The 13,061-nt window shown below is 55.0% G+C and carries 17 protein-coding genes; 13 read left to right on the forward strand and 4 right to left on the reverse strand.

The annotated features are described in order from the left end of the window. The 4 genes from HOL66_08470 to HOL66_08485 all read right to left on the reverse strand — a co-directional run. Positions 1-826 (reverse strand): Y-family DNA polymerase (locus HOL66_08470; protein ID MBT5244267.1); only part of this gene is annotated, 826 nt, incomplete at its 3' end. Next, positions 823-1,242, reverse strand: coding sequence for a translesion error-prone DNA polymerase V autoproteolytic subunit (gene umuD, locus HOL66_08475; GenBank protein ID MBT5244268.1), 420 nt, complete (start codon positions 1,240-1,242; stop codon positions 823-825). The genes HOL66_08470 and umuD, both read right to left, overlap by 4 nt. A gap of 27 nt (positions 1,243-1,269) precedes the next feature. Beyond that, a complete protein-coding gene (locus HOL66_08480) occupies positions 1,270-1,881 on the reverse strand; it encodes a carbonic anhydrase (protein ID MBT5244269.1) in 612 nt (203 codons plus the stop codon). Positions 1,882-1,884: 3 nt separating this feature from the next. Beyond that, a complete protein-coding gene (locus HOL66_08485; GenBank protein ID MBT5244270.1) occupies positions 1,885-2,589 on the reverse strand; it encodes a 5'-methylthioadenosine/adenosylhomocysteine nucleosidase in 705 nt (234 codons plus the stop codon). A gap of 55 nt (positions 2,590-2,644) precedes the next feature. Here HOL66_08485 and HOL66_08490 point away from each other — a divergent pair, with 55 nt between their 5' ends. The 13 genes from HOL66_08490 to HOL66_08550 all read left to right on the forward strand — a co-directional run bounded on the left by HOL66_08490 (position 2,645) and on the right by HOL66_08550 (position 13,056). Further along, on the forward strand, positions 2,645-3,031 hold the full coding sequence (locus tag HOL66_08490) for a MerR family DNA-binding transcriptional regulator (protein MBT5244271.1): 387 nt from the start codon (positions 2,645-2,647) through the stop codon (positions 3,029-3,031). Then, positions 3,028-3,477: a thioesterase family protein gene (locus tag HOL66_08495; protein MBT5244272.1), complete on the forward strand. Its 450-nt coding sequence runs from the start codon at positions 3,028-3,030 to the stop codon at positions 3,475-3,477. The genes HOL66_08490 and HOL66_08495 overlap by 4 nt, the downstream gene beginning before the upstream one ends. Beyond that, positions 3,470-3,925, forward strand: a complete 456-nt coding sequence (locus HOL66_08500) for a PaaI family thioesterase (GenBank protein ID MBT5244273.1) — start codon at positions 3,470-3,472, stop codon at positions 3,923-3,925. Before HOL66_08495 ends, HOL66_08500 begins: the two co-directional genes overlap by 8 nt. 87 nt (positions 3,926-4,012) lie before the next feature. Next, the gene (locus tag HOL66_08505) at positions 4,013-5,185 is read left to right on the forward strand and encodes an isovaleryl-CoA dehydrogenase (GenBank protein ID MBT5244274.1); all 1,173 of its coding nucleotides are present in this window, start codon (positions 4,013-4,015) and stop codon (positions 5,183-5,185) included. Beyond that, positions 5,172-6,095 carry a M28 family peptidase gene (locus tag HOL66_08510; protein ID MBT5244275.1) on the forward strand — a complete coding sequence of 308 codons (924 nt, stop codon included), beginning with the start codon at positions 5,172-5,174 and terminating at the stop codon, positions 6,093-6,095. Before HOL66_08505 ends, HOL66_08510 begins: the two co-directional genes overlap by 14 nt. Before the next feature lie 17 nt (positions 6,096-6,112). Beyond that, positions 6,113-6,586, forward strand: coding sequence for a cupin domain-containing protein (locus tag HOL66_08515; GenBank protein ID MBT5244276.1), 474 nt, complete (start codon positions 6,113-6,115; stop codon positions 6,584-6,586). 19 nt (positions 6,587-6,605) lie between these two features. Continuing rightward, positions 6,606-7,793, forward strand: a complete 1,188-nt coding sequence (locus HOL66_08520; GenBank protein ID MBT5244277.1) for an acetyl-CoA C-acyltransferase — start codon at positions 6,606-6,608, stop codon at positions 7,791-7,793. A gap of 8 nt (positions 7,794-7,801) precedes the next feature. Next, positions 7,802-8,485: an SDR family oxidoreductase gene (locus HOL66_08525; GenBank protein ID MBT5244278.1), complete on the forward strand. Its 684-nt coding sequence runs from the start codon at positions 7,802-7,804 to the stop codon at positions 8,483-8,485. 4 nt (positions 8,486-8,489) lie between these two features. Next, positions 8,490-9,629, forward strand: coding sequence for an acyl-CoA dehydrogenase (locus HOL66_08530; GenBank protein MBT5244279.1), 1,140 nt, complete (start codon positions 8,490-8,492; stop codon positions 9,627-9,629). Positions 9,630-9,633: 4 nt separating this feature from the next. Then, positions 9,634-10,236 (forward strand): 2-hydroxychromene-2-carboxylate isomerase, encoded by a 603-nt coding sequence (locus tag HOL66_08535; protein MBT5244280.1) that lies wholly within the window; start codon positions 9,634-9,636, stop codon positions 10,234-10,236. Positions 10,237-10,239: 3 nt separating this feature from the next. Beyond that, positions 10,240-10,638, forward strand: a complete 399-nt coding sequence (locus HOL66_08540; GenBank protein ID MBT5244281.1) for a rhodanese-like domain-containing protein — start codon at positions 10,240-10,242, stop codon at positions 10,636-10,638. Between the two features lie 18 nt (positions 10,639-10,656). Beyond that, positions 10,657-12,267: a methylcrotonoyl-CoA carboxylase gene (locus HOL66_08545; protein MBT5244282.1), complete on the forward strand. Its 1,611-nt coding sequence runs from the start codon at positions 10,657-10,659 to the stop codon at positions 12,265-12,267. A 3-nt stretch (positions 12,268-12,270) separates the two neighbouring features. After that, entirely contained in the window at positions 12,271-13,056 is a 786-nt protein-coding gene (locus HOL66_08550; GenBank protein MBT5244283.1) for an enoyl-CoA hydratase/isomerase family protein, read from the forward strand. Positions 13,057-13,061: the final 5 nt, after the last annotated feature.

Genomic DNA, 13,061 nt, shown 5'->3' on the forward strand with positions numbered 1-13,061 from the left:
CGGCCCTGGCGGTGAAGGCGGCGACGCTTTCACGCATTACCCGACGGTTTTCTACGGGCTTGGCGAAGGAGCGCGAGACGCGGATGGTTTGTTTGTCCGGGCTCTGGCTTTCCAGATCAAGGCAAGCGGTCCCGCGCAGTTCCAGCAAGGTGCGCGCCCCGGTCACCCCCATGCGCTTTCGCACCCAGGCCTCCGGCGTGTCGTGGAAATCGAGCGCCGTTTCTATGGACCGCCCCTGAAGCATTTTCGCCCAACGCCTGCCGATGCCCCAAATCTCGCCAACAGGAATTCTTGCCAGCACGTCGCGCCGGGTTGTCTCGTTATCGATGACGAAGGCGCCGTTTGCTCCCGGGAATTTCTTGGCCACGTGACCGGCGATCTTGGCCAGGGTCTTGGTCGGGGCGATGCCGACGGACACCGGAATGCCGGTCCAGCGCCTGACGGCGGTGCGGATGTCCTGCCCGTAAGCATCAAGCCCGCGGTGCTCAAACCCGGCCAGATTGAGAAACGCCTCGTCGATGGAATAAAGCTCGATGTCGGGGGTGAAGGTTTGCAGGGCGCTCATCACCCGCGCTGACATGTCGCCGTACAGCGGGTAGTTGGACGAATAAACTTTAATGTCGTGGCGGCGGATTTCGGCGCGGGCCTTGAACAACGGCTCACCCATGGCGATACCCAGCGCCTTGGCCTCGTTGGAGCGGGCGATGATGCAGCCGTCGTTGTTGGACAGCACAACCACCGGACGGCCTTCGAGGCGGGGGTCAAAGACCCGCTCGCAGGAAACAAAAAAGTTGTTGCAATCGACCAGCGCGAACACTTGTGTCATTTCTCGAAACGCCTGACCGAACCTGTGACAACGCCCCAGATAGAGCACTCCGCGTCAGCCCCAAGCGGGGTTGGCGGGTAGTCCGGGTGTTCGGCCTTCAATATCCACCCGGTGCCGGCTTTCAGCAGTCGCTTGACGGTCATTTCGCCAGCCACAACGGCGACGACGATATGACCCGAGCGGGTTTCAAGCGAGCGATCGACGATCAAAAGATCGCCCGAAAAAATACCGGCCCCGCTCATCGACGCCCCTTCGACACGAACCATAAAAGTCGCTGCCGGATGGGCGATCAGGTGCTCATTCAGGTCAAGCACGCCTTCGATAAAATCATCGGCGGGCGAGGGGAACCCCGCGGCCACGGCGCTGGCATAGAGCGGCGGATGGGGAATTCCATGTTTTTCATCAGGCAAGAACATAACAAGAACATTATAATGGTGTTCCTGTCAGGTCAATATTTTCCAGCCTTCATCGGTTTGGTGGGCCAACAGCTCGCCGGCTTCAAGATCGAAGCACCAGCCATGCAGTGTCAGTGATCCGTCTTCAACCCGGCTGTTTACCCAGGGGAATGATAAAAGGTTATCCAGTGAGACTTTCACGGCCTGTCGTTCGACGTGGCGAAGCTGGGCCTCGCCATCAAGGCTGTTGTCACGGGCATTTTCGACAATAGAGATCCAGTCATGGATGAATTCCCGGTTTGCCACCTCTTCATGGTCGGCGCAAAGGGCCTGGATGCCACCGCAATGGGAATGGCCAAGCACGATGATATGTTTGACCCCAAGGTCTCGCACCGCAAACTCGATGGCGGCGCTGGTGCCGTGATAGCGGCTATCGGGTTCATAAGGGGGCACAAGGTTTGCAACGTTGCGGACGATGAACAGTTCTCCCGGTTCAGCCTTGGCGATGATCGAAGGATTCACCCGGCTGTCAGAACAGGCAATAACCATGACTTCCGGGCTTTGCCCTTTTTCCACAAGAGAGCGATAAAAATCGGGCTGTTGGTCGTAATAGGTTTCCCGGAAGGACTTGAAGCCCGCAATGAGTCTGTTGATTGGCATTTTTTAATCCAAAAGAGGGATCAGGTGCTCGAGTAACTGATAGGAATTGCGACAAACGATGTGCAGGTTGGTCTCGAAATCATCCGAGGCGCTTTCACCGGCGGTGTCTGAAAGGCCGCGCACGACGACAAAAGGAAGATCGTTCAGACGACAGGTGTAGCCAACGGCGGCCCCTTCCATTTCGGTGGCAAGGGCGGCAAATTCACGCTGTAACCAGCGCAGGGTTTTGGCGTCGGAGATAAATTTATCACCCGAAACGACGGTGCCGAGCATCAAGTTGGGGGCGCCATCCTTGCCGTCGAAAGCGGTATCAAAGGCGTCGGTGGCTTTTTGCACAAGTTTGGGATCGGATTCGACCATCCGGTCCTGCCCCGGAACCTCGCCATGGCGGCGGCCGAAGGCGGTCAGGTCCATGTCGTATTGAATAAGGTGACTGGCGATAACCAGGTCACCGACGGCCATGTTGGGTAGCAGCCCACCAGCGACGCCGCTAAAGACAAGACAGTCCGGTTTATATAGATCGACCAGCATTTGCGTGCAAATAGCGGCATTGACCTTGCCGATACCACATTGGGCGAGGGCCATGGGGACATCCTGGAAGGTGCCCCGGTAAACACTGATGCCGGCATGAACCGCCTGATCGCTGATCGTCATTTCATCACGAAGAAGCGTCACTTCTTCTTCCATTGCCCCCATCAGCGCCAACATGCTTGTTTTCCCGTTTCTTCTTTACGTTTACGTCAACGTCAATTAGCATTTATTGATGATTGATACCTATGGCATAGCCGAACTGGCACGGGAATTCAACGTCACCACCCGTACCATTCGCTTTTATGAAGACAAAGAACTGCTGAGCCCGGAACGACAGGGCCAAAGGCGGGTTTACAGTTCCCGTGACCGGGTCCGTCTGCGCCTGATCATGCGCGGCAAACGGTTGGGTTTTTCCTTAACTGAAATCCGCGAGATGATTGACCTGTATGACGATGACCCCAGTGAAGTCGCCCAGTTGAAGCTGTTTCTGGCCAAGATTCGCGAACGTCAGGCCGTGCTTAACCAACAACAGGCTGATATTGCGGCCATCGTCAAGGAACTGGACAAGCTGGAGTCTGAAAGTGCTGCCCTGCTTAAGCAAAAGGAAGCGGCGCAATGAGCGAACTACCGCTGACCTACCGGGGTGCTGTCTATCCATGGCACTGTGATCATGTCGGCCACATGAATGTCATGTACTACACCGGCAAATTTGATGAGGCGACCTGGAACTTCTTCGCCCTGCTTGGTGTTACGCCCAAATTCCTGCGCGAAAACGGGCGCGGCATGGCGGCTGTCGAACAAAAGACAAGATATCTGAGTGAATTGCACGCCGGGGACATTGTCACAATTCGTTCCCGATTGTTGTTGCTGGAGGGCAAAAAAATCCGGTTTCTCCATGAAATGGTCAATGGCGAGACCGACGAAATGGCGGCGACCAGCGAATTGTTTGGTTTACATCTGGATACGGAAATTCGTAAATCCTGCCCGTTTCCTGATGATGTCCAGGCCAATGGCCGCAAAATGATCGCTAGGCACCAGGATATGGACACGCCCGGCGATGACTGATTTTAAACCCAAAAATCCGGATTTCGAGAAGATGCTGCGCGACAGTTTCGCCAAACAGGGGATCATGGATCATATCCAGGCGGAAATGGGCGCGGTCAGCCCCGGTCATTGTGAAATCAGGCTACCCTACAGCGACGATCTTTCCCAGCAACACGGTTTTTTTCATGGCGGTATTGTCGGCACCATTGCTGATTCCGCCGGTGGTTATGCCGCTTTCAGTCTGATGAAGGAAGGTGACGGCATTCTTACCGTCGAATACAAACTCAACCTGATGGCCCCGGCGGACGGCGACATGCTGATTGCCAGAGGCGAGGTGACCCGTCCTGGACGCACCTTAACCGTCTGCCACGCCGAAGTGGTTGTCGTCATAGACGGCGTCGAAACAGCCTGTGCCGTGATGCAGCAAACCCTGATGCGGATCGTTGGGCGGGCGGATGTTTCCGGTTAAGTCTCAAGTTGACGTTTACGTAAACGTCAACTATGATTCCTTATCCATTAGTGATGAATCAAAATTTCAGCAAACGGTCGTAACACCATGATTCCAAACGAATTACTATCACTCGATTTTGACCTGGGCGAAACTGTCGATATGCTTCGTGCCTCGGTTTTAAGCTTCTCATCTGATGAAATTGCGCCCCGCGCCGCCGCTATTGATGAAACCAACAATTTCCCCGCCGACTTGTGGAAAAAGCTTGGTGACCTGGGGGTGCTCGGCATCACTGCCGATGAAGATTATGGCGGTGCCGGTATGGGCTATCTTGAACATGTGGTGGCGATGGAGGAAATCAGCCGTGCTTCGGCTTCTGTGGGTTTGAGCTACGGGGCTCATTCCAATCTGTGCGTCAACCAGATCAGCCGCAACGGCAACGCAGAACAAAAACAAAAGTACCTGCCAAAACTTATTTCCGGCGATCACGTCGGCGCTTTGGCAATGAGCGAACCGGGCGCTGGTTCCGATGTGGTGTCCATGAAGCTGAAGGCCGAAAAGAAGGGTGATCGATACATTCTGAACGGCAATAAAATGTGGATCACCAACGGCCCTGACGCTGACACTCTGGTGGTCTACGCCAAAACCGACCCGCAAGCAGAAAGCCGGGGCATTACCGCCTTTATCGTTGAGAAGGGCTTCAAGGGATTTTCGACGGCTCAAAAGCTCGACAAGCTGGGTATGCGTGGCTCCAACACCTGTGAGCTGGTGTTTGAAGATTGCGAAGTGCCGGAAGAAAATGTCATGGGCGGCATCGGTAAGGGCGTCAATGTGTTGATGAGCGGTCTTGATTACGAACGCGCCGTCCTCGCCGCCGGCCCCCTTGGCATCATGCAGTCCTGCATGGATGTGGTTGTCCCCTACATTCACGAACGCGAGCAATTCGGCAAGTCCATTGGCTCATTCCAGCTGATGCAGGGCAAGTTGGCCGATATGTACACAACCATGAACGCCTCCAAAGCCTACGTCTATGCCGTCGCCCGGGCTTGCGATAGGGGCCAGACAACCCGCAAGGACGCTGCCGGTGCGATTCTTTACGCCTCTGAAAAGGCGACCTGGATGGCCCTTGAAGCCATTCAGTGCCTGGGCGGCACCGGTTATATCAACGAAGCCCCGACCGGGCGCCTGCTGCGCGACGCCAAACTCTACGAAATCGGGGCCGGAACGTCGGAAATCCGCCGTTGGCTGATCGGCCGCGAGTTGTTTGATGAAACCCGGTAAGTGGTTGATTGTGATCGGTTTTGCCGTGCTTGCGGTCTCACCATATTTTTTGTGGGAACGCACCCGTGATCCCGCGCCTGATTTTTCCTATTACCTTGAGGCTCCGTCTGCCATGCGACTTGTTGAAGTGATGAGCGGTCGTCCTGACGTTGAGCGCCGTGATGTGGTGAAAGAGGCTCTTAATGCAGCCGGTATCAGCTACCTGGAGGAACAAGTTTCCAACAGGATATTCAACGGCGCCAATATCGTCGTTGAGCTCGGTGAGGGCTCTGACATGTTGGTCTTCCTCGCTCATATGGACAGGGTTGCCGAAGCGCCGGGCGCCAATGACAACGCGTCCTGCGTGGCTGCCGGTATCGATGCCCTGAAAGTCTTAACCAAAGAACCGGCAACAAAAGGCGCGCGTTTGCGTTTTATCTTCAGTGATGGCGAGGAAAAAGGCCTGCACGGGGCCTTCCATCACGCAAACAACAATGATTTGAGCAGCGTTTTCGGTGTCGCCAGTTTCGAGCTTTGCGGCATTGGTGATGCCTTTGGTGTCTGGGATGTGGTCGGTCCTGCCCTGAATTCACCGATTGTCGCGGTTCTTCAAAAGGCTGGCCGGAATTTGAAAATTTATAACGCTACCCACGGCGCGGTGCCCCGTTTTGGCAGTGATCATCTGGCATTTTCAAAAAAAGGACTGGCCGCCGTGGGGGTGACAGTGCTGCCCCGGGAAGATGAAGAAAAACTGCGTTCTTACGTCGATGACCCAAATAACCCGAAGTGGTTGCTGAATTTCGTTCGCCCGACCATCTTTCGGACGTATCATACATCCGGTGATGGACCCGAGACCGTGCAACCGGCGGCATTGGAAATGATGACACGGCTGATGGTGGAAACGGTCCGCGTGGTCGATCAGCAGAATTAATGAAAAGACAGGCAAAAATGACAAAATCAGCGCAAATTGCCAGAACCGCAGACAGCGTTCCGTCCCAGGGTGGAACCGGATATCCGGAAATCTTCGCCGTCAATATTGTCGATCGCTCCAAAAAGGCTTTAGGAGATGCGTTTGGCTTGACGAATTTCGGCGTCAATCTGGTGACTCTGCCGGTTGGTGAAATTTCCTCGCAACGACACTGGCACAGCAAACAGGATGAACTGGTTTATGTTCTGCAAGGCGAGTTGACGCTTATTACCAATGATGGTGAACAGACAATCGGTCCGGGTATGGTCGCCGGATTCGCCGCCGGTGCTGAAAATGGCCACCAGCTTGTCAATCGCGGTCAGGATGATGCGGTCTATCTGGAAGTCGGTGACCGCAGTGCGGATGACACGGTCGAATACCCGGACATTGATATGCGCTGTATCAATCAGGATGGCGAAGATATTTTAATCCACAAAAACGGTGTCCCTTATTAAGCAAGGAAGGTTTAAGAGCATGAATGAAGATCCAATTGTCATTGTCGGCGCGGCTCGTACTCCCATGGGGGGATTCCAGGGCGACCTTTCGGAGGTTGAGGCCCCGGCCCTTGGGGCTGCCGCCATTGCCGCAGCATTAAAAGACTCCGGTGTTTCTCCCGAGGCCGTTGACGAGGTTCTGATGGGCGTGGTTTTGCCTGCCGGAATGCGTCAGGCACCAGCCCGTCAGGCTTCTTTCGGGGCTGGTATTCCTGCCGACGCAGGATGCACGACGGTCAATAAAATGTGTGGATCGGGAATGAAAGCGACCATGCAGGGCCATGACGCCCTGCTTGCCGGGTCCAGCAACATTGTCGTGGCCGGTGGCATGGAAAGCATGTCCAATACCCCGTATGTGATGACCAAAGCACGTGGTGGTTTTCGCATGGGGCATGGCCAGGTCTACGATCACATGTTTATCGACGGTCTTGAAGATGCCTATGACAAGGGCAAGCTGATGGGCAATTATGCCGAAGATACGGCGACCCATTACCAATTCACCCGCGAACAGCAGGATGCCTTCGCCATTGAGTCCCTGACCCGCGCTAAAAAAGCGATTGAGGATGGCACCTTCGCAGGTGAAGTCGTGCCGGTGACGTTCTCGACCCGAAAGGGCGAGGTGACGGTCGACAAGGATGAGCAGCCCTTGAAGGCAAATTTAGAAAAAATTCCGTTGTTGAAACCTGCTTTCGTCAAGGACGGCACGGTCACGCCAGCCAATTCCAGCTCGATTTCCGATGGTGGGGCGGCACTGGTGATGATGCGACGCAGCGAAGCTGAAAAGCAGGGTCTGAAGCCTTTGGCGCTCATCCATGCCCATTCGACCCATGCCCAGGCCCCGGAATGGTTCACGACAGCACCTATTGACGCGATCAGGAAAGTCCTGGAGCGGGCCGGTTGGGACAAGGACGACGTCGATTTGTTTGAAATCAATGAAGCCTTCGCCGTCGTTACCATGGCGGCCATGCGTGATCTGGACATTGCCCACGATAAGGTCAACGTCCACGGTGGTGCTTGTGCGCTTGGCCATCCGGTTGGCGCCTCGGGGGCGCGTATCATTGTCACCCTGATGGCGGCGCTGGAAAAATACGATATGCAAAAAGGCGTCGCTTCGCTTTGCATCGGCGGTGGCGAGGCCACGGCCATGGCCATTGAACGGGTAGCTTAGGAAAAATCATGCCAACAGTATTGATTACAGGGGCCAACAGGGGGATGGGACTGGAATATGCGCGCCAGTACGCCGCTGATGGCTGGCGGGTCCTCGCTACCTGTCGTGATCCGGGGGCGGCCAAAGAACTGGCGGCGCTTGATGGTGACGTTGAAATTTATGCACTTGATGTCACCGATCATGGGCAAGTCCAGTCCCTGGCCAAGACATTGCGCAAGGAAACCATCGACCTGTTGTTGAATAATGCCGGGGTTTATGGTCCGCGCCCTTCCAAGCTGGGCGGGATCGATTATGACGCATGGCAAGACATCATGTGGATCAACGTCATGGCGCCGCTCAAGGTATGTGAATGTTTCCGCAGTCACGTTGCCGACAGTGATCTCAAGAAAATCGCCATCATGTCTTCCAAAATGGGTTCCATGGGTGATAACAATTCGGGCGCCAGCTATGTATACCGATCATCGAAAGCGGCGCTTAATGCGGCTATGAAAAGTCTGGCCGTAGATTTGGCACCGCGTGGTATTTCAGTGGTGATCCTGCATCCGGGCTGGGTCAGAACTGACATGGGCGGCCCCAGTGGCCTGATCGATGCCCCTGAAAGCGTCAGCGGTTTACGCCAGGTCATTGATCACCTTTCCCTGGAAACAACGGGTCGCTTTTACAATTACGACGGTTCGGAAATTCCCTGGTGAGCAGATGATTCTCAACGAAGAACAAATCCTCATTCGTGATACGGCGCGTGCCTTTGCAAGGGACCACCTGACCCCCAATGCTGCCGCGTGGGATCGGGAAAAGAAAACCCCGCGGGCTGTATTTTCTGAAATGGGAGAACTTGGCCTTCTGGGCATGTTGGCCCCTGAACAATGGGGCGGGGTCGATGCTGGTTTTGTCTCCTTTGTGCTGGCCATGGAGGAAATCGCCGCCGGTGATGGCGGTGTCTCGACAACCATGAGCGTCCATAACGGTGTCGCCACCATGCCGATTGTTCAGTATGGATCAGACGAACAGAAGAAACGCTTCCTGCCCGGGTTGACCAGTGGTGAAATAATCGGTGCATTCGCGCTCACCGAGGCCGAGGCCGGATCCGATGCGGCAAACCTTAAATGCAGCGCCAAACGCGATGGCGATCACTATGTCCTAAACGGCACGAAGTTGTTTATATCTTCCGGGGTGATTGCCGGGATTGTCATTGTTTTTGCGCTCACCGACCCCGCTGCCGGAAAGAAAGGCATTTCTGCCTTCATCGTGCCGACGGATACGGAAGGCTACAGCGCCGGGCCTGCCGAACAGAAACTGGGCCAACGCGGTCATGAAACTGTCGCCCTGATGTTTGATAACATGCGCCTGCCTGCTGACCTGTTGCTTGGTCCGGAAGGGGCCGGGTACAAGATTGCCCTATCCAATCTGGAAGGTGGCCGTATCGGCATCGCTGCGCAATCCGTGGGCATGGCACGGGCCGCTTATCATGCGGCACGTGATTACGCTCGAGAACGCGTGACCTTTGGCAAGCCGATTGTCGATCATCAGGCAGTCGCCTTCCGGCTTGCCGATATGGCAACCGGTATTGAAGTCGCCCGACAGATGGCCTTGCACGCGGCGTCTTTGCGCGACGCGGGCCAGCCGTGTCTGGCCGAGGCCTCCATGGCCAAATTGTTTGCTTCGGAAACAGCGGAAAAAATCTGCACAGACGCCATTCAAATTCATGGCGGATATGGATATCTGGAAGATTTTCCGGTCGAACGTATTTACCGCGACGTCCGCGTCTGTCAAATCTATGAGGGCACCAGCGACATCCAGCGCATGGTCATTGCCCGCTCGATTATGAATGAAGGGTGAGACCATGAGTGATCCGGTAGAATTCTATTTCGAGTTTTCATCACCTTACGGTTATTTCGCGGCCCAGAAGATCGACCAGATCGCCGCCGATAATGGCCGTAACTGTGTCTGGAAGCCGTTTCTGCTGGGCGCGGCCTTCAAGAAAACCGGTATGGCGCCACTGGTCCAGCAACCGATGCGTGGAGACTACGCCTTGAAAGACTGGCAGCGATTGTCCCGTTACATGGATGTTGCCTGGAAAATGCCCGCCGTCTTTCCGGTTCACACGGTCGCCGCGACAAGGGCCTTTTACTGGATCAATGAGCGCGACCCTGATCAGGCGCGCCTGCTGGCTAAGTCCCTGTATCACGCCGTCTTTGGTGAAGGGCAGGACATTTCCACGCCCCAGGCCGTCGCCGATATTGCTTCCGCCCTGTTTGTCGACAAGGACGAACTGCTGGCCGCCCTTGAAGACCAGAGCGTCAAGGATATGATGCGAACCGAAACCGATAAAGCCCTTGAGAAAGGTGTCTTCGGCTCTCCCTATTTTATCGTCGACGGAGAAGGGTTCTGGGGTTCGGACCGTCTTTGGATGGTTAAAAAATGGCTGCAAAGTGGAGGATGGTAGGGGATGATTACCAAGGGTTATAAGAAGCTTCTTGAAGAGGCTTCCGCCGTTGTTGAAGAAATGACGATGGAAGAAGTGCAGGCCGATAACGGCGAGCAGCTGATCCTTGTCGACCTTCGCGACGTTCGCGAACTGGACCGGGAAGGGATGATCCCCGGAGCCGTCCACGCGCCACGCGGCATGTTGGAATTCTGGGTTGATCCTGAAAGCCCGTATCACCGGGATGTCTTCGATAAAGAAGATAAAACCTACCTGCTTTATTGTCAGTCGGCCTGGCGTTCGGCGCTGGCCGCCAAATCCTTGCAGGAAATGGGCATGACCAACGTCAAACATCTTGCCGGTGGATACAAGGCCTGGAAAGAAGCTGGCGGTGCGACGTGCGAACGACCGAAAAAGAAATAACCAACGGGACTTAATTTCATGAGTGTGATCAATAGCGGGGCCAATCTACGTTCCGAAATTTTTAAAGCCAACAGCAAGGCCATGCGCGCCCTTGTTGATGATCTGGAGAACAAGGTCGCCCGTGTTCGACTGGGCGGCGGCGAGAAGTCCTGCGCCCGGCATCTGGCCCGGGGACGCTTGTTGCCAAGGGAAAGAATTCGCCTGTTGCTTGATGTCGGATCGCCTTTTCTGGAATTCTCGCAGATGGCGGGCTATCAACTCTACGGCGATGATATGGTTCCTGCGGCAGGGGTTATTACCGGCATCGGCAGTGTCGCGGGACAGGAATGTGTGATCGTCGCCAATGACCCGACTGTCAAAGGCGGTACCTATTATCCAATGACCGTGAAGAAGCATCTAAGGGCGCAAGAAATCGCCTTTGAGAACAATCTTCCGTGCATTTATCTGGTTGAAAGCGGTGGTGCATTTCTGCCTCTGCAGGATGATGTCTTTCCCGACCGTGATCACTTCGGCCGAATTTTTTATAATCAGGCGACCATGTCAGGCAAAGGCATTCCGCAGATTTCTATCGTCCATGGTTCGTGTACGGCGGGTGGGGCCTACATACCGGCGATGTCTGACGAAAGCATCATTGTCAAAGGACAGGGCACGATCTTCCTTGGCGGTCCGCCATTGGTCAAGGCGGCGACCGGCGAAGAGGTCACCTCCGAAGAACTGGGCGGGGCTGATGTCCATACAAGAATTTCCGGTGTCACCGATCACATGGCCGATGATGACGCCCACGCCCTGGCGATCGCCCGGCGCTCCATTGGCAACCTGAACCGGGTCAAAAAAATCGATATGGACATCGTCGAAACCGTTGAGCCTTTGTACGGGGCTGACGAATTGTACGGCGTCGTCAACGCAGATACCCGCAAGCCCTATGATGTGCGCGAAGTCATCGCCCGGGTTGTTGATGGTTCCCGGTTTGATGAATTTAAACAGTTGTATGGTCAAACACTGGTTTGTGGCTTTGCCCGTATCTACGGTTATCCTGTTGGCATTATCGCCAACAACGGTATTTTGTTCTCTGAGTCAGCCGAAAAGGGGGCGCACTTTGTTGAGCTTTGCGCGCAACGAAAAATCCCCCTCGTCTTCCTGCAAAACATCACCGGCTTCATGGTTGGAAAAAAGTATGAAGCTGGCGGCATCGCCAAGGATGGCGCCAAGATGGTCACCGCCGTCGCTTGTGCCAGGGTACCCAAGTTCACAGTTGTTATCGGCGGCAGCTTCGGGGCGGGAAATTATTCCATGTGTGGACGCTCATACTCGCCGCGCATGATGTGGATGTGGCCCAATGCCCGCATTTCGGTTATGGGCGGTGAGCAGGCGGCTTCGGTGCTGGCAACGGTCAAGCGCGACGGTATCGAGAAGGGCGGCAAGAAGTGGAGCAAGGCCGCCGAAGAGCGTTTTCGCAAACCGATCCAGCAACAATACGAAGAGCAGGGTCACCCCTACTATGCCAGCGCCCGGCTTTGGGATGACGGTATAATCGACCCCGCCGATACCCGCATGGTGCTGGGCTTGGGCATTTCAGCATCACTGAATGCTCCTATAGAAAAAACCGACTTCGGCGTCTTCAGGATGTAACTTATGGAAAACGTACTTTTAGAAATTGATAAGCGTGGCGTCGCCCGCCTGACCCTGAACCGGCCTGATGTTCATAATGCCTTTGACGATGCACTGATTGGCAACCTGATCGGCAAGCTTGTCGAGTTGGAAGGAAACAAACAGGTTCGTGTTGTCGTTGTCGCCGCAAGCGGCAAAAGTTTTTCCGCCGGGGGTGATCTGAACTGGATGGCCAGAACCGCCGATTATTCACACGCGGAAAACATGGCCGATGCCCGTGAACTGGCCGACCTGATGCGAAAACTGAATTTCTTGTCCAAGCCGACTGTGGCCCTTGTTCAGGGTGCCGCCTACGGGGGCGGCGTTGGCATCAGCGCTTGCTGCGACATTGTCATCGCTTCCGAGCGGGCAAAATTCTGCCTGTCGGAAGTCAAACTGGGACTGATCGCCTCGGTTATTTCTCCCTACGTGCGCGCCGCCATCGGGGAAAGCCAGGCTCGCCGTTATACCTTGAGCGCGGAAGTCTTTAATGCAGAGGAGGCCAAACGGATCGGTCTCGTCCATGAAGTCGTTAGTGCTGATGAACTTGAGGACAAGGGTGAGGAACTGGTTTGCCAATTGTTGAAAAATAGTCCCGCCGCCATGGCCGGGGTCAAGGATTTGCTTTTTTACCAAAACGGTATGGGAATTGATGATGAACTGGTTGAGGAAACAGCTGTGCGCATTGCCAATGTTCGGGCCTCGGCCGAAGGTAAGGAAGGTGTTTCTGCATTTCTTGAAAAACGCCCGCCCTCATGGATAAAGGACTGACGGAA

This window comes from Rhodospirillaceae bacterium (assembly GCA_018662005.1).
GTDB lineage: Bacteria > Pseudomonadota > Alphaproteobacteria > Rhodospirillales > JABHCV01 > JACNJU01.

What these genes read in the sequence shown, in the direction of transcription:
- umuD (MBT5244268.1), bottom strand. Translation starts at nt 1,242, where the DNA reads ATGTTCTTGCCTGATGAAAAACATGGAATTCCCCATCCGCCGCTCTAT.
- HOL66_08480 (MBT5244269.1), bottom strand. Translation starts at nt 1,881, where the DNA reads ATGCCAATCAACAGACTCATTGCGGGCTTCAAGTCCTTCCGGGAAACC.
- HOL66_08485 (MBT5244270.1), bottom strand. Translation starts at nt 2,589, where the DNA reads ATGTTGGCGCTGATGGGGGCAATGGAAGAAGAAGTGACGCTTCTTCGT.
- HOL66_08490 (MBT5244271.1), top strand. Translation starts at nt 2,645, where the DNA reads ATGATTGATACCTATGGCATAGCCGAACTGGCACGGGAATTCAACGTC.
- HOL66_08495 (MBT5244272.1), top strand. Translation starts at nt 3,028, where the DNA reads ATGAGCGAACTACCGCTGACCTACCGGGGTGCTGTCTATCCATGGCAC.
- HOL66_08500 (MBT5244273.1), top strand. Translation starts at nt 3,470, where the DNA reads ATGACTGATTTTAAACCCAAAAATCCGGATTTCGAGAAGATGCTGCGC.
- HOL66_08505 (MBT5244274.1), top strand. Translation starts at nt 4,013, where the DNA reads ATGATTCCAAACGAATTACTATCACTCGATTTTGACCTGGGCGAAACT.
- HOL66_08510 (MBT5244275.1), top strand. Translation starts at nt 5,172, where the DNA reads ATGAAACCCGGTAAGTGGTTGATTGTGATCGGTTTTGCCGTGCTTGCG.
- HOL66_08515 (MBT5244276.1), top strand. Translation starts at nt 6,113, where the DNA reads ATGACAAAATCAGCGCAAATTGCCAGAACCGCAGACAGCGTTCCGTCC.
- HOL66_08520 (MBT5244277.1), top strand. Translation starts at nt 6,606, where the DNA reads ATGAATGAAGATCCAATTGTCATTGTCGGCGCGGCTCGTACTCCCATG.
- HOL66_08525 (MBT5244278.1), top strand. Translation starts at nt 7,802, where the DNA reads ATGCCAACAGTATTGATTACAGGGGCCAACAGGGGGATGGGACTGGAA.
- HOL66_08530 (MBT5244279.1), top strand. Translation starts at nt 8,490, where the DNA reads ATGATTCTCAACGAAGAACAAATCCTCATTCGTGATACGGCGCGTGCC.
- HOL66_08535 (MBT5244280.1), top strand. Translation starts at nt 9,634, where the DNA reads ATGAGTGATCCGGTAGAATTCTATTTCGAGTTTTCATCACCTTACGGT.
- HOL66_08540 (MBT5244281.1), top strand. Translation starts at nt 10,240, where the DNA reads ATGATTACCAAGGGTTATAAGAAGCTTCTTGAAGAGGCTTCCGCCGTT.
- HOL66_08545 (MBT5244282.1), top strand. Translation starts at nt 10,657, where the DNA reads ATGAGTGTGATCAATAGCGGGGCCAATCTACGTTCCGAAATTTTTAAA.
- HOL66_08550 (MBT5244283.1), top strand. Translation starts at nt 12,271, where the DNA reads ATGGAAAACGTACTTTTAGAAATTGATAAGCGTGGCGTCGCCCGCCTG.